The 18843-nt window shown below is 52.7% G+C and carries 15 protein-coding genes; 11 read left to right on the top strand and 4 right to left on the bottom strand.

Annotated elements, in window-relative coordinates:
• A complete protein-coding gene (locus ACJJIO_RS13610) occupies nucleotides 1-477 on the bottom strand; it encodes an Lrp/AsnC family transcriptional regulator (RefSeq protein ID WP_444883841.1) in 477 nt (158 codons plus the stop codon).
• A 186-nt stretch (nucleotides 478-663) separates the two neighbouring features.
• On the opposite strand from ACJJIO_RS13610, the gene ACJJIO_RS13605 reads away from it, so the two are divergent.
• The gene (locus tag ACJJIO_RS13605; protein ID WP_444908761.1) at nucleotides 664-2337 is read left to right on the top strand and encodes an aminotransferase class V-fold PLP-dependent enzyme; all 1674 of its coding nucleotides are present in this window, start codon (nucleotides 664-666) and stop codon (nucleotides 2335-2337) included.
• A 25-nt stretch (nucleotides 2338-2362) separates the two neighbouring features.
• Here the strand turns inward: ACJJIO_RS13605 and ACJJIO_RS13600 are convergent, their stop codons facing one another.
• Complete coding sequence (locus ACJJIO_RS13600; protein WP_444908760.1) at nucleotides 2363-3265, bottom strand: universal stress protein; 903 nt, start codon at nucleotides 3263-3265, stop codon at nucleotides 2363-2365.
• Nucleotides 3265-4770, bottom strand: coding sequence for a SulP family inorganic anion transporter (locus tag ACJJIO_RS13595; RefSeq protein WP_152451629.1), 1506 nt, complete (start codon nucleotides 4768-4770; stop codon nucleotides 3265-3267). Before ACJJIO_RS13595 ends, ACJJIO_RS13600 begins: the two co-directional genes overlap by 1 nt.
• A 395-nt stretch (nucleotides 4771-5165) precedes the next feature.
• Between ACJJIO_RS13595 and ACJJIO_RS13590 the strand changes: the two genes are divergently transcribed.
• From ACJJIO_RS13590 to ACJJIO_RS13550, 9 genes are all read left to right on the top strand, one after another.
• Entirely contained in the window at nucleotides 5166-6446 is a 1281-nt protein-coding gene (locus ACJJIO_RS13590; protein WP_444908759.1) for an efflux RND transporter periplasmic adaptor subunit, read from the top strand.
• A gap of 96 nt (nucleotides 6447-6542) precedes the next feature.
• A complete protein-coding gene (locus ACJJIO_RS13585; protein ID WP_444908758.1) occupies nucleotides 6543-7244 on the top strand; it encodes an ABC transporter ATP-binding protein in 702 nt (233 codons plus the stop codon).
• A 13-nt stretch (nucleotides 7245-7257) separates the two neighbouring features.
• Complete coding sequence (locus ACJJIO_RS13580; protein ID WP_444908757.1) at nucleotides 7258-8580, top strand: ABC transporter permease; 1323 nt, start codon at nucleotides 7258-7260, stop codon at nucleotides 8578-8580.
• A gap of 10 nt (nucleotides 8581-8590) precedes the next feature.
• The gene (locus ACJJIO_RS13575) at nucleotides 8591-9799 is read left to right on the top strand and encodes an ABC transporter permease (protein WP_444899029.1); all 1209 of its coding nucleotides are present in this window, start codon (nucleotides 8591-8593) and stop codon (nucleotides 9797-9799) included.
• Between the two features lie 71 nt (nucleotides 9800-9870).
• Nucleotides 9871-10404: a nuclear transport factor 2 family protein gene (locus ACJJIO_RS13570; protein ID WP_444908756.1), complete on the top strand. Its 534-nt coding sequence runs from the start codon at nucleotides 9871-9873 to the stop codon at nucleotides 10402-10404.
• Nucleotides 10405-10518: 114 nt separating this feature from the next.
• The gene (locus ACJJIO_RS13565; protein WP_444891276.1) at nucleotides 10519-11871 is read left to right on the top strand and encodes a sigma-54-dependent transcriptional regulator; all 1353 of its coding nucleotides are present in this window, start codon (nucleotides 10519-10521) and stop codon (nucleotides 11869-11871) included.
• Nucleotides 11871-13193, top strand: a complete 1323-nt coding sequence (locus ACJJIO_RS13560) for a sensor histidine kinase (protein WP_444908755.1) — start codon at nucleotides 11871-11873, stop codon at nucleotides 13191-13193. Before ACJJIO_RS13565 ends, ACJJIO_RS13560 begins: the two co-directional genes overlap by 1 nt.
• Before the next feature lie 309 nt (nucleotides 13194-13502).
• Nucleotides 13503-15821 carry an immune inhibitor A domain-containing protein gene (locus tag ACJJIO_RS13555; protein WP_444908754.1) on the top strand — a complete coding sequence of 773 codons (2319 nt, stop codon included), beginning with the start codon at nucleotides 13503-13505 and terminating at the stop codon, nucleotides 15819-15821.
• Nucleotides 15822-15998: 177 nt separating this feature from the next.
• Nucleotides 15999-16283: a hypothetical protein gene (locus ACJJIO_RS13550; protein ID WP_444888065.1), complete on the top strand. Its 285-nt coding sequence runs from the start codon at nucleotides 15999-16001 to the stop codon at nucleotides 16281-16283.
• On the opposite strand, the gene ACJJIO_RS13545 is transcribed toward ACJJIO_RS13550, so the two are convergent.
• Nucleotides 16280-17242: an AraC family transcriptional regulator gene (locus ACJJIO_RS13545; RefSeq protein ID WP_444908753.1), complete on the bottom strand. Its 963-nt coding sequence runs from the start codon at nucleotides 17240-17242 to the stop codon at nucleotides 16280-16282. The genes ACJJIO_RS13550 and ACJJIO_RS13545 overlap by 4 nt on opposite strands.
• A 377-nt stretch (nucleotides 17243-17619) precedes the next feature.
• On the opposite strand from ACJJIO_RS13545, the gene ACJJIO_RS13540 reads away from it, so the two are divergent.
• Entirely contained in the window at nucleotides 17620-18762 is a 1143-nt protein-coding gene (locus ACJJIO_RS13540) for an efflux RND transporter periplasmic adaptor subunit (RefSeq protein ID WP_444908752.1), read from the top strand.
• The last annotated feature ends 81 nt before the right edge of the window (nucleotides 18763-18843 follow it).

The raw sequence follows: 18843 nt of genomic DNA, 5'->3' as shown, positions 1-18843 counted from the left end.
TCAGCCTGTCCCTGCGTAAGTCAGTGGCAGGCGGGTAGTCTGTTTCATGGTCTCCATCACAAAACTGGAACTGACATCGAATAGGTCAGCTTTGATCAGCGCCTTATAAAGGCGGTCGTAACCCGGCATATCGGTAACCACCGCCTTGATCAGGTAATCAAGGTCCCCACTCATACGGTGCACCTCCAATATCTCGGCGATGCCTTGCACCAACTCACCGAACTGAGCAGCCCAATGATCATTGTGCTGATTGGTTCGAATGGAAATATATACGGTCAGTGGCAGATTGAGTTTCTGCGGGTTCAGCAGTGTCACCCGTTCGGCAATCACGCCCTCCTCCTCCAGCTTGTTAATACGCCGCCAACAGGCGGATTTTGATAGCCCCACCTGCTCGGCAATATCCCCCACAGAGAGAGTCGCATCCCGCTGCAATAACTCGAGAATTTGTTTGTCCTGCCGGTTAAGTGCCGCTGCCATACCTGTCCCCACTCTGGCCATCAAATGGCCCATCGTCTCACTTAACCTTCAGAATTCAACACAAAGAATCTAAAAGCTTAAAATTACGGCACAAAACTTCGGTAATGAGCTGAAAAACCACATAAATAGGCACATTGTTTCACTCCCAAAGCCCTAGAGTGCCCCTATAAAACAGGGAAGAGAATCATGACCACTCTTATCAAGCACATCCGTGAATCTGTTATCGGCGATCGCACACCGATTCCGACTCCTTTTGGACCGAGGCCTTTGGTTTATGCCGATTACACCGCTTCCGGTCGTTCATTGACGTTTATCGAAGATGCCATCCGTCAGCAGGTACTGCCCTACTACGCCAATACCCACAGCGAGAGTTCCTTTACCGGTGCCCAGATTAGTGCGCTGCGCGAGGAAGCGCGGGAAGAAATTCGCCGTGCGGTCAATGCAAGCCCCGAACACAAGATCATTTTTTGTGGCTCTGGCGCCACCGCTGCGATCAACAAGCTGATTGATATCCTTAACTTGCGTCTGCCGGCTGACCTGGATAAGCGACACCAGCTACTGGAGCAAATCCCTCCGCAACAACGGCCGGTGGTTTTTATCGGACCCTACGAGCACCATTCCAATGAATTGCCCTGGCGGGAAAGCATCGCCGAACTGGTTTCTATTCCCCTGAATCGCCAAGGCGGGCTGGATCTAAACGGTCTGGAGTCCATGTTGCACACTTACGCCGAGCGACCCGTGAAGATTGGCAGTTTTTCCGCTGCCTCCAATGTAACCGGCATTAAAACCGACGTAGCGGCCGTCACCCAACTGCTACACCGCTACGGCGCTCTGTCCTTCTGGGACTATGCGGCTGCCGCGCCCTATGTGGGGATCGACATGTGTGCAGTTGGGGACAACGGGGACAAGGCAAATAAAGATGCGGTCTTTATTTCACCGCACAAATTCGTCGGCGGGCCGGGTAGCCCCGGTATTCTGGTGGTACACGAGCGGCTGTTAAAAAACTCTGTACCGGCGACTCCCGGCGGAGGCACAGTACTCTATGTCACCCCGCAAGATCACCGCTACCTGGAGGACCCGGAGCGCTGTGAGGAGGGCGGCACACCCGCCATTGTTGAGTCTATTCGCGCCGGCATGGTCTTCAAACTGCAGGGGATGGTGGGCACAGAAGAAATTGCCAGACGCGAAGAGCAGTTTATCAACCGAGCGCTGCAGCGCTGGTCCCGTGAAGAAAATATCGAAATTCTCGGTAACCTGCAGGCACCTCGCCTTTCCATCGCTGCACTGCGTATTCTCTGGCAGGGCAAGGACTTGCACTACGGTTTTGTTGTGGCACTGCTCAATGATCTGTTTGGTATCCAGGCCCGCGGTGGCTGCTCCTGTGCCGGCCCCTATGGGCACGCACTGCTCGGCATCGATATGGGGCACAGCCGCGCTCTGGAAGAACAGATTCTAAAGGGGCAAAAACTACTACGACCCGGCTGGGTGCGCCTGAATTTCAATTATTTTATCGACGAAGACACCTTTGAATACTTGCTAGAGGCAGTTGCCCTGGTCGCACAGCACGGCTGGAGGCTGCTGCCCTATTACGCCTTCGACACGGTTCAAGGAGTCTGGCGCTTCCAGCAAGAAAAACTCGGCCCAGTTGTCAGCTTGGCAGAGATGGATTTTTTCGTAGGGGCAATAAGCGAAGAAGAGGAGCCTCAACCGCTAAGGAACCTGAGCGACTACCTTGCTATCGCGGAGGAGGAGCTATGCCGAGCTCGGCCGGAGGCGCATTACTGCGAATTAACACTACCTGCAGATGCCGAAGTACTGCGCTGGTTCACCAGCCCCAGGGAGGCAGCGTTGGCACTCTGAGGCCGCAACTCCAGAGCTTCAATGATCAACGCAACAGCAGCAGGGGTTGCCGGGTTTTTAGCAGCATCTTGGCGGTGATGCTCCCCATTAACAGATCACGCAGGCGATTGTGGCTGAAGGCCCCCATCACTGTGAGGTCAATCTGGTGTTCTGACTGATAGGCAATCAAAGCTTCAACCGGATTGCCCTCCAGGTGGCTGGCTGTAACCGCCAGCCCCGCAGTATCCAGCTCAGCGCTGGCCTGCGCCAGCAGCTTCTCCGCCACATCCGCAGGTCCCACATTGACCAGGTGGCAGGACATCTGCCGGAACAGAGGGCTCTCTGCCACCAGCGACAGGGCCTTGCGCGCGGCTTCGCTACCATCGTAAGCGAGCATAATGCGCTTAGGTGGCTGGAATTCCCGGTTAACCACCAGAATCGGCTTGTGCAGGGCACGCACCACCGTCTCCAATTGCGCACCCAGGCCCTGGTCAGAATCCGCGTGCTCTTCACCGCGAATACCGAGCACCAGCACACGAATCGAATCCTCAAGCTCCACCACGGACTCGGGCAAGCTGTCGTGGCGCTGGCAGCTCATTACCTGCTCCACTCCAGCAGCCTCAACGCGAGTACGCGCGGCCTGCAACATCAGTTTGCCCTGTTTTACCAGCAGCTGCGCGCGCTGTTGCTCCAGCGCGGTCAGCTCTTCCAGTAACTCTTCCTGACTGCCGAGGCCGATGCTACCGGTGAAATCCGTTACCGCCGGCACCTCACTGCGTTCGATGTTATGCAACAGCTTTAGTGGCGCACCCAAGCTATCGGCCAGCCAGGCCGAATAATCACAGACTGCGCCGGTGTAATGGGAGCCGTCGATACAGGAGAGTATCAGCGGCGGTGTAGCACCATTACTAAAGGAGTTATTGTTATTGTCGCTGTTGCTTACGGCCATCAATGTCCTCCAAGAACCCTTTCAATTTCCTCGGGTTTATCATGTACGCCGAACCGGTCGACGATTGTCTCACTGGCTTGGTTAAGTCCCACCAGCTCTACCTGGGCACCCTCGCGACGGAATTTCAGCACAACTTTGTCTAGGGCGTTCACCGCGGAGATATCCCAGAAGTGCGCGCGGCTGAGGTCGATCACTACCGTATCCACGACTTCTTTGAAGTTGAATGATGCGGTGAATTTATCGGCGGAATTAAAGAAAACCTGCCCAATCACTTTATAGGTTCGACGGCTCTGCGCCTCGTCCAGTTTACTGCTTACATACATAAAGTGGCTGACTTTGTTGGCAAAAAATAGCGCGGCCAGCAACACCCCAACAAACACACCATAAGCCAGGTTATGGGTCCACACTACCACAATCACAGTGGCCAGCATGACCAAATTGGTGGAGAGCGGATAGTGTTTCAGGTTGCGAATGGAGCTCCAATCAAAGGTGCCAATAGAGACCATGATCATGACCGCCACCAGGGCCGCCATAGGGATCACCGCCACCCAGTCACTGAGGAACACCACCAGGGTCAATAGGCCAATACCGGCCACCAGGGTGGAGAGTCTACCGCGACCGCCAGACTTCACGTTGATTACCGACTGGCCAATCATGGCGCAACCGGCCATTCCACCGAGGGAGCCGGCAGCGATATTGGCAATCCCCTGCCCCTTACACTCGCGGTTTTTATCGCTGTTGGTATCGGTCAGGTCGTCGACAATGGTTGCCGTCATCAGAGATTCCAGCAGACCGACCACAGCCAGGCCAGCGGAATAAGGAAAGATAATCTGCAGGGTTTCAAAATTCAGCGGTACTTCGGGCCAGAGGAAGATCGGCAGAGTATCCGGCAGTTCACCCATATCGCCGACGGTACGAATATCCAGCCCCATAGTTACGGCCACTGCGGTGAGCAGTAGGATACACACCAGCGGTGAGGGCACCGCTTTACCAATCACCGGAATATAGGGGAAAAGATAGATAATCCCCAGGCCCGCTGCGGTCATGGCGTAGACCTCCCAGGTGCCACCAATCAACTCGGGCATCTGCGCCATAAATATCAGAATGGCCAGGGCGTTCACAAACCCGGTCACCACCGCCCGGGACACAAAGCTCATCAGGCTGCCCAGCTTGAGGTAACCGGCAATAATCTGCAGTACCCCGGTGAGCAGCGTCGCCGCCAGCAGATACTGCAAGCCGTGCTCCTTCACCAGCGTCACCATCAGCAGCGCCATGGCCCCCGTGGCCGCGGAAATCATGCCTGGCCGGCCGCCCACAAAGGCGATCACTACGGCGATACAGAAGGAGGCGTAGAGTCCAACCCTGGGGTCCACCCCCGCAATAATAGAGAAGGCGATCGCCTCTGGAATAAGAGCCAGGGCCACTACCAGGCCTGCGAGAACGTCGCGACGTATATTGCCGAACCAGTCGGCTTTGGTCGATGAGAGCAACGATGGAAGGAACATAAACGCAATAAATTTGAATTGATCAAAAAAAGGCCGCGCACTCTACCACATGCACAGTCCCCCCGCATAAATCCCCACTACAGACCAAAGATTCAGCGGATAGACCTCGCCTTCAGTCTCCCCAGCCCTAGCTTTATGCATCTTCCACGGCCTCTTAGCACTAGCGGACAAAGCGGACAGCGGACACTTTTTGCGGACACCCCCGAAAAAGCCCCGGACTACCAATAAGTCAAAAAATTCATATTTTTCAAGGAGTTAGAAATTATTTCAAAGTTGGCACACCCCTTGCTGAATACCCGGCAAAACCAGTTTTTTTGATTTGCATCCGAATAGAAAATTTTTTGCATCCAAGTTGGAAAAGCAAAAGCCCCAATTAGAGAGTAATGGAAAGCGAGATGATCAGAGACACTTCCAGGCAAGATACAAAAATCGAAGCCGTGCCGCTGTGGAAGAATCCAAAAGTAATTAAGAGTACCCTCGGCCTCGGCCTGGCCACCGCTTTCCTCACCTGGGGTATCAGCGCCTGGCATAGCACCAGCTCCGTGGATAACACCCTATCTCTATCAAGGATCAATATCGCCCAAGTGGAGCGCGGTGATCTAGTGCGCGACCTGGTGGTTCAAGGCAAAGTCGTCGCCGCCAACAGCCCCACCCTATTTAGCCCCGCTCAAGGTATCGTGAAGTTTTCCGTGAAAGCCGGAGATAGCGTAAAGGCCGGTCAGATCCTCGCCAGCGTCGACAGCCCAGAGCTGTCCAACCAACTGGCCCAGGAAAAGGCGCAACTGAACCAGCTCGGTGTGCAGCTGCAACGGCAGAAAATCCAGGCCAAGCGCCAACAGATGGAGAACGAGCAAAAAGCCGACCTGGCCAAAGTCGATCTCACTGCAGCTAAGAGGGAGTTAAAGCGCTCCGAACTCTCGATGGAGAAACAGATTATCTCCCTACTCGACTTTGAGCGCAGCAAAGATGAAATGGCCCGCGCCCAGCTGGAATACCAACAGGCCGTACAAAATGCAGAGCTGGAGAAAGAGTCCCTCACCTTTGAAACCCAGACTCTGGAGCTGCAGCTATCACAACAACAACTGCAAGTGGAGGAATTGGAGCGCCGTGTGCGCGAGCTGCAGATCCTCTCTCCAGTGAATGGCACAGTCGGCAGTCTCGCCGTCACCCAACGTAGTGCAGTGCCCGCTAATTCACCGCTGATCACTGTAGTGGATCTCACCAGTTTCGAATTGGAAGCCGCCGTGCCAGAAAACTACGCCGACGACCTGGGTCTGAATATGGCCGTGGCTATCAACCTTGGAGGACGTGAACTGCCCGGCGAAATCACCGCGATATCCCCTGAAGTCATCGACAGCCAAGTCATCGCCCGTGTGCGCTTTAGTGAGGGACAACCCCAAAACCTTCGCCAGAACCTGCGTCTCACCGCTCGCGTACTGCTAGAGAACCGCAATGATGTGTTGCTGGTAAAACGTGGAGGCTTTCTGGATCAGAGTGGCGGCCGCTTTGCATTCCGTCTCAACGATCAACAACAGGCAGAGCGCGTTGACATCCAAGTCGGCGCGCTGGGATTGAAGCAAGTGGAAATTGTTTCCGGCCTGCAAGAGGGCGACCAAATCATTATTTCTGCCTCCGAAGGATTGGATACGGCGCAGCTGGTAGCCCTGAAAGAATAAGCCGAGCAAGACATTTAACACACGCAAGCTACACCCACTCAGCTTGCGCAACTAATCAACGATTTAAAAATTCAGTGATAAACAAGGAATATCGCCATGCTTAAAATGCATAACGTCCGCAAGAGTTTCCGTACAGACACCATAGAAACCCACGCCCTCCGCGACTTCAGCCTGGAAGTAAAGGAAGGGGAATTTGTCTCTGTCACCGGACCCAGTGGTTCAGGCAAAACCACCTTTCTCAATATCGCAGGGCTACTGGAAACCCCAACCGGTGGCCAATATTTGCTGGACGGTGAAGACGTCAGCAACCTGAATGACCGCCAGCGCTCCCGCCTGCGCAACGAGAAAATCGGTTTTATTTTTCAGGGATTCAACCTGATTCCAGATCTCAATCTATTCGACAATATCGATGTGCCTCTGCGCTATCGCGGCTTTAACACTAAAGAGCGCCGTAAGCGCATCGAAAAAGTCCTGGAACAAGTAGGTCTATCTGCCCGAGCTAAGCACCTTCCAGCACAGCTGTCCGGTGGTCAGCAGCAGCGTATCGCCATCGCCCGTGCCCTGGCCGGCGAACCGCGCTTCCTGCTCGCGGACGAGCCCACCGGAAATCTCGACTCCCTGATGGCGCGCCAGGTTATGGAGCTTCTGGAGTTTATCAATGAATGGGGCACTACTATCGTGATGGTCACCCACGACCCCGAGCTGGCCCGCCGCGCGCATCGCAATATTCAGATTGTGGATGGGCAAGTGTGTGATCTGCGCCCGGTCACCGAGCAACCTGAAGCCGCTACTGCTTAAGGAGCCTGCAGTAATGATTGGATACTATATTTCCCTGGCTCTGCGCAGCCTGCGCAGTACACCGATATTAAGTGCACTGATGGTCGCGGCCATCGCGGTGGGTGTTGGTGCCTCCATGACAGTGCTTACTTTGAACTACACGATGTCAAAAAATGCTCTCAAGCATAAAGATGACGTACTTTTCGCAGTACAGCTCGATGGCTGGGATGTTAATGAAGCCGCAAATACCACCAATGAAATTCCCTGGCAGCTAACCTATAGAGACACTCAGGCCCTGCTACGCTCCGATATCCCCACTCACCAGGTGGCCATGCACCGCTATGGTTTCACCGTGGAGCTGGAAGATTCAGCGATCCGACCTTATACCGCCGATATCCGCATAACCACTCGCGACTTCTTCGCTCTGTTCGATGTTCCTTTTATCTATGGAGGAACCTGGGAACAAGCAGCTGATAACTCCCCCTCGCAAGTGGTAATACTCTCCAAGGCCACTAATGAAAAATTATTCTCGGGAGAAAACAGCGTTGGCGAAACCGTTATATTAAATAGCCAGCCTTTTACAGTCATTGGCGTTATTGATACCTGGGAACCCTCACCCAAAGTTTACGATGTAAACAACAGTTCCTTTGCAAAAGTTGAATCCCTTTTCGTGCCTTTTGGCCTCCACCGCAAGCTGGAAATTTACAGCTGGGGGAACACTAATGGCTGGAGTAATAGTGGAGAAGGAGAGGGAGAAGGCTACGAGGGTTTCCTACAAAGTGAGAGCGTCTGGATTCAATTTTGGGTTGAACTCCGCGATAGCGAACAGAAAGCTGAGTACGAAAACTTCCTAACCGCGTATATTCAAGGACAAAAGGACCAAGGGCGCTTCGAGCGACCATTAAAGTTTGCCCTGAGTAAACCTTCCGAGTGGCTAGTTCTTAACGAAGTTCTCAGCGATGACAATCGTATATTGGGCTGGGTATCTCTGGCTTTTCTGTTGGTTTGCGTTATCAACGCGGTAGCTTTGCTACTAGCCAAGTTTCTGCGCAAAGCGCCCGAAGCGGGTGTGCGCCGGGCACTTGGTGCCAGCCGTAATGCCATCTTCACACAACACCTCATTGAAAGCTCTACCATCGGTATTCTCGGTGGGATAGTTGGTATTTTACTTGCTTTTATGGGCATCAGTGGAATCCGTTATTTGGCCATGGGACAACTGGATACAGTGGCCAAGATGGATTGGATAATGGTAATAGCCGCCATCGGGCTTGCCCTGATCGCAAGCCTGCTGGCAGGGCTTTACCCAGCTTGGCGTATCAGTCGCACTAATCCATCCATTTACCTGAAAACCCAGTAAAGGACGAGTCATGCTTGAATTAAAACCCATGTTATCCGCCCTCTGGCGTAACAAAGTTCCTGCCATGCTGATCGCTCTGCAGCTTGCATTGACACTGGCAATCATCAGCAACACGGCTGTTATCGTAAAAGATCGCATTGCAAAAATAGAAAGACCTACTGGTATTGCCGTAGAGGAGATCATAGCCATCAACGTAATGGCGATCCCTAATAACTACGATATGATTGGAGCTGTATCTTCTGATTTAGAATTACTGCGAAAACTGCCTTTCGTCCAAGATGCAACGGTTACCAATCAAGTACCTTTATCCCGGTCAGGTTCCGCGGGCACTTTTTACAATCAACCTAATCAGGAAATCGGTGGAGAAGTCTCTAACCGTTACAATACAGACCCAAACTTTATCAATACTCTGGGCCTAAAATTAGTGGCGGGGCGAAACTTTACCAGTGCTGAAATGCAATATTTTGATCCCAGTGAAAATCGGGATATCAATGTCGCAGTTATTACCCAGCAATTCGCGGATAAAATTTACCCAGACCAAGATCCTATTGGAAAACCCCTCTATGATGGCAACACTTCCCATCCAATAGAAATTATTGGTATTGTCGAACGGCATCTGGGCGCTTGGGTGGATTGGCCAAAAGCAGGCAATGTGGCCTTTTTCCCCATTGTCAGAAATACTCAGGACGTCAATTATTTAGTACGTGCCGAGCCGGGAAAGCGCGATGAAGTGTTGAAGACCTTAGTAGAGAAACTGTCAGAAAGGGATCCTCAAAGAGTTATAAGAACCAGAGTTCTCTCAGAGTATGTCGCTCGCAGTTATGCAGGCGATAACTTAATGGTAAAAGTGTTATCTATTGTTGCAGCCACGCTCAGCTTTATCGTAGCACTGGGAATTGTCGGCCTGACAATCTTCTGGATTAATCAGCGGGCCAAACAAATTGGTGTAAGGCGTGCGCTAGGTGCAACCCGCAGTAATATCAGCCGTTATTTTCTGATTGAAAACAGCCTGATTGCCGCTACTGGTATTGCCCTGGGCAGTGCCGCAGCCTTAATCGCCAACCAATATATGGTGCGCGATTACTCCCAGCCGGTATTAACCCTGCTGCCACTCACTATCTGCGCTCTATTGGTACTGATTGTCAGTCTTTCTGCAGCTCTAGCACCAGCACTTCGCGCTGCCAATATTTCCCCGGCGACTGCAACACGAAGTGTATAAAGATTGGACTTGGTGGTCAGCCTTCTTAATAGCCTGACCACTATTCTTAAGAAAACATAGAAGGATTTTTTATGCGCAATTATTTTAGAGCTGTAGGTTTTACAGCTATATCGCTTTTCATGTCCACAGCACTTGCCGAGCAGCACCCAGTCGTTGCCGGCCCTCAAGCCACAAAGGAATTAGAACAAGAAATCACAACTGTGGATTTACAACTGTTTGATGCAGTTTTCAACAGCTGTGACATCGACAAACTGAGCCAGCTTATAACCGAAGACTTGGAAATGTACCACGATAAATGGGGAAAAACGGCAAGCTCCGCACAAGAGTTTCTCGATGGTATTAGCGGTATGTGTGAACGACAAAAATCTGGCAGCGATATCAAGGCACGCCGCGAGTTAATTGCTAAAAGCGTAAAGATATTCCCAATCAACAACTACGGCGCGATCCAAACTGGAACACATAATTTTTATGGAATTCACGCCAACAACAAAGAAGTACTGCGTGAAAGTGGACAATTTACCCATCTCTGGCAAAAGGTAGATGGACAATGGAAGCTCGCCAGGGTGCTGAGCTTTGATCACCAACCTGCCATCAATAGTCAATAACTCCTAACACTTTGGTGAATTCCTTCGGCTGGGGCACATATTGCCCTAGCTGCAGTTCCCCCTTAATACCCACTCATTGCATAATGCTCAGCTTACAAGCTGGCTCTTGGTCCTATGGATAAAATACTCATTATCGACGATAACAGCGGTATCGTCTCAGCCCTAGAAATACTGTTGTCACTGCACGACCTACAGCCTCTCTGCGCCATTACCCCCCAGGCAGGTCTGCAACTGTTGCGGGAAAACCGGGATATCAGCCTGGTGATCCAAGATATGAATTTCACCGCGGATACTACCTCTGGTGAGGAGGGGCGCGAATTGTTTTTTGCCATTCGCGAAATTAACCCAGATCTACCCATCATTCTTTTGACCGCCTGGACGCAATTGGAAATGGCCGTGGAGCTGGTCCGCGCCGGTGCTGCCGATTACCTGGGCAAACCCTGGGACGATAACAAGCTGATTTCCACCATCAATAATCTTCTTGAACTCGGTGAATTGCAAAAACGGCAACGGGCTTCCCAGCAAAAGGCCATCGATGCCCGCAGTGAATTACAGGATAAATTCGACTTGCGCGAGATCATCTACCGCAGCGATAAAATGCAACAACTGCTAGAGATGGCCACGCAGGTGGCCAAATCTGATGTACCAGTTCTAATTACAGGGCCCAATGGAGCCGGCAAGGAAAAAATTGCCGAAATTGTGCAGGCCAATTCCATGCTACGTGACCAACCTTTTGTAAAGATCAATGTGGGCGCCCTACCGGAAGAGCTGATGGAGGCGGAACTATTTGGTGCCGAGCCAGGCGCCTATACCGGCGCTGGTAATAAGGCCCGTGAAGGACGTTTCGAGGCCGCCGATGGCGGCACCCTCTTTCTCGATGAGATCGGCGAACTTTCTGCCAGTGGGCAGGTGAAGTTATTGCGTGTACTGCAAACCGGCGAGTTCCAGCGGCTCGGTAGCAGTCAAACCCGCAAGGTTAAGGTACGAGTGATCAGTGCCACCAATAGCGATCTGCCCCAAGCCATCACTAATGGCAGCTTTCGCCAGGACCTGTTCTACCGCCTGAATGTGATTGAGTTGCGCCTGCCCCCCCTGTGTGAACGCCCCGAGGATATAGCCCCGTTGGCCATGAATTTTTTACAGGATAACGGCAGTTCAAAAAAACTCTCCCCCCAAGCGTTGACCGCCCTAACCCGCTATCAGTGGCCCGGCAATGTGCGTGAACTGCAAAACGTGATGCAACGCGCTTCGGTTCTCTGCCGTGGAGATACGATAGATGAAGCACTGCTTGCCCTGCCGAAACAGGCCTCAATAGACAGGGCCGAAGTACATTTCGAGCCCAGCCGCGAACTCCTACAGCAAACGCTGGCCAGCTGTAATGGCATTATCGCCCAAGCTGCCAGGGAACTGGGCATGAGCCGTCAGGCACTGTATCGCCGACTGGACAAACACGGTATTCCCTATTGATGTCGAAATATTTCTCTCTGGAAGGCCGTATCCTCGCCTTCTCCATATTGGCTCTAGCCATCGCCGCCGGCCTGCCGTGGTTATTAAGCTTTATTGGTTTGGACGCCCGTCTCTCCTGGACCCTGGGCCTTATCCTGGGAATTTGTACTCTTATCAGCCTGATACGTCTGGCACTAAAGCCCCTGACCTCCACCCTGAAATCCCTACAGGGTGGATTGCTCAACTTTCGCGATGGTGACTTTTCTATTTCACTGGTCTCTCCCCGGGATACTGAACTGAGCAAGATCACGAATTTATACAATGATATCGGCGAGCACCTCAGGCGCGAACGCGCCCATATCTATCAGCGGGAATTACTTCTGGATACAGTAATACAAAGCTCTACCCAGGCTTTGATCCTGGTGGACCAGAGTGATCATATTATTTATTCCAACAGTAGCGCTAAAAAGTTACTCAATGGCGGGAAACCTATTCAGGGTTTACTGTTGCAAAAGTTGCTGCCCAACAGCCCGAAAGAAATTGCCAGCGCCATACAAAATTGGGATAACGGCCTGTTTAATTACACGGATAAATATGGCAGCCACTCCATGCATATTGGCAACAGCACATTTGTACTCAACGCCCACAAGCACCGCCTGATTGTTATGCGCGAGATGACAAAGGAGCTCACCAAGGCGGAAGTAGAGGTATGGAGAAAAGTGATTCGCCTGATTAGCCATGAATTAAATAATTCCCTCGCCCCCATCTCCTCCCTGGCCCACTCAGGAAAAATGCTGATCGCCAAACCGGATAAAGCCGCGGCGCTTGGAAAGGTGTTCGATATTATTGCCGAGCGCTGCAAACACCTGACTGAGTTCACCCAAGGCTATGCCAGCTTTGCCAAATTACCCCCACCAAGCTGTGAACAAGTCAGCTGGCAAGAACTTGTAGAACGCACAGCCCCCTTACAGGAATTTATTTTAAAAGGTGAACTACCAGAGCGACCAGGCTACTTTGATCCGGTACAAATTGAGCAAGCTCTACTAAATTTAATCAAAAATTCCCGTGAAGCAGGTTCCAGCAGTAATGATATCGAACTGTCGATTCACACTGATGGTCTGGGTCAACAACTGGTTATTGCCGACCGTGGTTGTGGCATGAGTGAAAAAGTGTTGCAACAAGCGCTGCTGCCATTTTTCTCCACCAAAGAACAGGGAGTGGGCCTGGGCCTCGCCCTCTGTAGAGAAATTGTCGATGCACACGGAGGGCACATTCAGTTAATGAACCGAAACGGTGGCGGCTTGCAAATCTCACTATGGCTACCCTGGGAGCAAGAAGCTTAATAGCAAAAATTTAAATTAAACAATTAAAATAGAAATTAAGCCTTCCAAGAAGGGTTAAGATAAAAAAATAATTCCAGAGTGTGCACCCACTATCTCAGTGCAAAGCAACGTAAATAACCGAGTAAAAAAATACCAAGTCCATCACAAAAAAAGTGCTGTGGCTCTTCCCTCTTACTTCGTTGAACAACATGGGGCTACTGAAAAGTTCAGCCGGCCCTTAAGGCTCGGGTAACGCACCGGCAAAGTGCCCTTAAAATTTATAAAAATCTCCCGAGTTCTTTGTTAAAACAAAAATGAAAGAAGGGATCAATGCTAAAAGTAAATAGTCTGCTGCCCGTCAGCGCGCTTGCTCTCAGCCTGATGGCTGCGAACAGTTACGCTGCACCCTCACCTCAGCTACAAGGTGGCAATCAGTTCGACCTGGTAATCGCCAACGAAGCCAAGCTGATAGACATGCTCAAGCGCTCAGGCCGCATTAGTAAAAATGCATCCATTGGCGAAGCCGAGCGCACTCTACACCAGTTTCTGAAAGAACGTGCCAGTAAAAACCAGAACCTGGCCCAGGATTTGTCCAGTGAAACGGTACAAATGATGAAGCATGCCCGTGGCGGCAAGCATCCCAAATTAGGACGCGGTAAAGGCAAGGGGCGCTTTCATGGCATCGGCCGTGCACCGGCACCTATTCAGCTCGAAAACTATGAAGGTGAGATGCGTACCGCGAAGGTTCTCGCAATCCTGATGGACTTCCCCGATTTCCCCCACAACAGCATTGAGCCAGGGGAAACGGATATGTACTACGAGGACTATGCCGCACAACACTATGCAGACCTGCTGTTCTCCCAACAGGGCTTCACTGGCCCCCAGGGTGAAAACCTACTGTCTATGCAGCAGTTCTACTGGCAGCAATCCGGCAATAGCTACTCCGTCGAAGGTGCAGTAGCAGGTTGGTACACTGCCAGTCAGCCAGCAGCTTTCTATGGCAACAATGAAAACGGCGATGCCCGTGCTCTGGTGCGTGAAGCACTGCAGGCTGCCGCAGCTGATCCCAGCGTTAACCTCGCTGACTTCGATATCGAAGACCGCTACGACCTTGATGGGGATGGCAACTATTGGGAAGCCGACGGCTTGGTGGACCACATTATGATCTTCCACTCCTCAGTGGGGGAAGAAGCGGGTGGCGGCCAGCTGGGAGAAGACGCGATCTGGGCGCACCGCTGGAATCTCGGCGATGTTTTCTCTATTGAGGGAACTACCGCATCAGTGGATTACTGGGGCGGCACCATGGCGGCCTACGACTACACAGTACAGCCTGCCGACGCAGCAGCAGGTGTTGTCAGTCACGAGTACGGCCACGACTTGGGTCTACCCGACGAGTACGACACCGATGGTTCCGGCCGCGGTGAACCCGTCTCCTCCTGGTCAATCATGTCCAGCGGCAGCTGGGCCGGTGTTATCCCTGGCTCAGAACCCACGGGTTTCTCTGCTTGGGCAAAGGAGTATTTGCAAACCAACCACGGCGGCAACTGGCTGCACGGCGAGACCATCGCCCTGCAAGATATTCCCCGTCGCGGCATCCCTCTCCTGCTTGACGAGGCGGTACACAAGGGCACCAACAACGATGCGATCCGTATCGACCTTCCCAAAAAGGAAGTGGTCGTGACCGTACCAACCAGCGGTGAGTACGCCTATTTCAGTGGCAGTGATAACAACCTGCAAAACTCCATGGTAATCCCTGTCGACCTGACCGATGCTCAGAGCGCAAGCCTGACCTTCAAGGCCTGGTATGACATTGAGCAGGATTGGGATTACGGTGCGGTTATGGTTGACCTGGGTGAGGGCTTCGTCTCCATTCCCGGTAACATTACCACCGAGACCAGCCCCAATGGGCAAAACCCGGGCTTCGGTATTACCGGCAGCTCCAGTGGTTGGGTCGATGCCGAATTTGACCTGAGTGCCTACGCTGGCCAACAGTTCAACCTGTCCATCGCCTATATTACCGATGCCTATGAAGCCAACCCCGGCCTGTTTGCCGATGACATCACCATCAATATCGACGGCCAAGCCGCCCTCTTCGATGATGCGGAGAGCGACGGCAACTTCAGCCTGACCGGTTTCAGCCGCCACCCCGGCTACAACCTCCACGACCACTACTACCTATTGGAATGGCGTACCCACCGCGGTGTAGACCAAGGTCTGGCACACATAAATGTGGCCGGTCAAATGCTGACCTATAACGAGGGTCTCCTGATTTGGTATGCGGACACCAGCTATGAAAACAACTGGGTAGGTGTCCACCCCGGTAATGGCTTCCTCGGCGTAGTCGATGCAGATCAGCAGGTTCTGAAGTGGAGCGATGACTCCGTTGCATCTACTCGCTACCAGATCCACGATGCCACATTTGGTGTCGACTGGGCCCAGCGGCTGACACTGGATCTTCTGGAAGATTACGGCATCACCATGACCGATATCCACAACCGCCCCCATCGGGTATTCAACGATCGTAGAAGCTTTAGCAGCGATGAGATCCCCGATGCCGGCCGCGCGATTACCCCTTACGGTTTGAAAGTTCGCGTAGTCACGCAGAGCAGAGACAAGTCGGTAGGTAAAATCCTTATCTCTCAGAAGTAATTCTGTTTTGAGATAAATCTGGAAGGCGGCCAGATGGCCGCCTTTTTTTATAAGCGAATAAGATTTTTTCTCATTTCGTTTCCTTTCTGCAGCAATACAAACCCTCCTGCAGAAATTCCAAACCGAGCTACTCTGAAATTCTGAAGACTAAAGCAAAGCGTTTTGGAAATTTTGCCAATGGAAAAACATCAGAATATTACCCGCAGAAGGTTCCTTAAGTTATCCGGCGGTGCCCTGGCGATTCTTCCGGTTAGCATAATCGCCACTGATCGGGCCAGCGCCCAAATCAAGGCGACCAAGGAATCGGTCAATTACCAGGACACACCGAAAGATGGCAAGAAGTGTGTGGACTGCCAGCTATTTACACCACCCAATGCCTGCATAGTGGTGGAGGGCGATATCAGCCCCGAGGGCTGGTGTAGCCTGTTTGTTCTCAAACAGGGCAATGCCACTTCAGACTAAGCCGGCACCCGCAGCTCACCGCGCAGCTTACTGACATCGGCGCGAGGCGGTAGGCCGAACATGCGGCTGTATTCACGGCTGAAATGGGAGGGACTTTCGTAGCCCACCCGATAACTGGCGGAAGCTGCTTCCAACCCCTCTGAGAGCATCAGACGGCGTGCCTCGTGCAGACGCAGTTTCTTTTGGAACTGCAGTGGCGACATGCGGGTTATCTGCTTGAAGCTGTGATATAGGGAGGACTCGCTCATATTGGCTTGTTCGGCCAGATCGCTGATACGCAGGGGCTCGGAGAAGCGGTCTTTGAGCACCTCTATCACCCGCGATACCCGGTTAGCCTGGCTGTCCGCCATGGCAAACTTGCGCATGCGCGCACCGATCTCACCCATCAGAGCCCGATAGATAATCTCCCGCCTCGCCATGGGCGCCAGTATTTGCGCGTCTGTAGGATTTCCTGCCAAGTGCACTAAGCGGCTCACTGCATCGAGAATGCCCTGATCCATCTGTGTTACACAGAGGCCGCAGCTGACCTCCGGGCAGTCATAGCCCGCTTCAATGCCGGGAGCCTTATCTCCCAGCTCCAGGACCAGGTCTGCCACCTCTTTGGGGTCAATAATCAACTTTACCCCAAGAAAGGGGACATCCTTGGAGGCCCGCTCTACTCGCCCCAAAATCGGCAAATGTACAGAAGTTGCGACATAACTGAGGGGCATATAGGAAATTTCCCTATCCCCCAACTCCAGGGTTTTGCTGCCCTGGATAATAAAGTTCAGTGAAGGCGTATAGACTGACGAGGCACAGGCGAGCGGCTCATTGCAGCGAATCAAGGCCAAGCCATCCAGCTCAGTCTCCGTCAAGCCTTGCTCTGGTGCCTGACGCATCAGGGTTTGGATCAGTTTTTGCCTGGTCGTCTCCAACTCCGCCGGAATAACTTCTGCTACCGCTCTCTCTTCACTACTCATAGTTTTTCCTCGCGCCCACGTGCCCTGGGCGGCATCAAACAAGGTGGCTGACAGTATACGGAGTTTTAGGCAACTCTCGCAGGATTTTGCAGGATTGGGCAATTACTGTGCAGCAATAGATAACTTACCGTAATCTCCTACCGTATAAAGCCGTGATAAATTCATTAGTGATTCACAAACCTAGTTATATATACAGTACTAATTGATTGACTTAAAGGTCTTTCTCAGACTGTCACCTCACTGAGAAAAATAGAAATAGGCAATCAAGCCATAGTTACCGGATACCGCCCCCCTATTGCGCCCTATTAAAGTTGCCTCCCAACTGAGAGGAGTGCCAAACGGCCCCTCTCTTCCGAAGCAAAGGGAGTACACGCGTTATGGTGAAGAAACTTACCGCCACACTGTTCGGCCTCTCCGCACTGGTCCTGGCTGGCTGCGGCAGCGAAGAGCCCACTGGGCAGCAACCGCCCCCTCCGGCCGTAGAAGTTGCCCAGGTTAGCACCGAGGCAACCACTTTGTGGCGCAGTTTTACCGGCCGCGTTGTCGCTCCGGAGACCGTTGAACTACGCCCCCGTGTCAGCGGGTATATCGACCAGGTATCTTTCACTGAAGGCGCCCTGGTAGAGCGAGGTGATGTGCTATTCACTATCGATCAGCGCCCCTACAAAGCCAAACTGCGTGCCGCTGAAGCGGATTTACAGCGGGTACGCAGCGAACTGGAATTCAATACGAAGCAGGCCCGCCGCGCCCAGCAGCTGCTCGACAGTAAAGCCATCTCGCGAGAAGAATACGACCGCCGCATCGCCGCGCGGGATGCCAAGCACGCAGCCCTGAATGCCGCCGAAGCCGCTGTGGAAAACGCGCGCCTCAACCTGCAATACACCGAGGTGACAGCCCCTATTAGTGGCCGTGTTAGCCGCGCCCAGATAACCCGCGGCAATCTGGCCAACGCGGATACAACCCTGCTGACCACCCTCGTGTCTGTAGATCCCATGTACGTGTATTTCGAAAGTGACGAGCAAACTTTTGCCGCCAGTCGCAGCCTACTTAACAGCGATGCCAGGCCCCCAGTTCATATCGGCTTAGCTGGTGAACACGGCTACCCGCATAAAGGTCAGTTGGATTTTATCGACAACCGCCTCAACAGCCACACCGGCACTATCCAGTTCCGAGCTGTAGTCTCCAACCCCGAAGGCACATTTAAGCCAGGGCAGTTCGCCCGCGTGGAAATGCCTATCGAAGAAATGGCCCAGGCAGTACTGATCGATAGCAAGGCAGTACTCACCGACCAGGATCGCCGCTATGTCTATGTGGTCACGCAGGAGAACTTGACGGAACGTCGCCCGGTAGAATTGGGCCCACGGCAGGGGGAGCGCACGGTAATCCGTAGCGGCCTTCAAACTGGCGAACGAATTGTAGTCAACGGCCTCCAGAAGATCTTCTTCCCCGGCATGCCGGTCGCACCCGAGATGATCGCCCAGCAGGGTCAAGGCAGTAGCGCTCAGGCCGCCGGACACTGAGCCTAGGTGTTTCCACTACTTTTGGACATCGAGTTTTGGGCACCGAACGCCCAACGAATCCTATCAATGGAATCCGAGCGG

The sequence above is a fragment of the Microbulbifer mixtoriginis (SeqCode) genome, from assembly GCF_052467235.1.
Note: the sequence above shows the minus strand (reverse complement) of the source record. Positions and strands in the feature narration are given on the sequence as shown.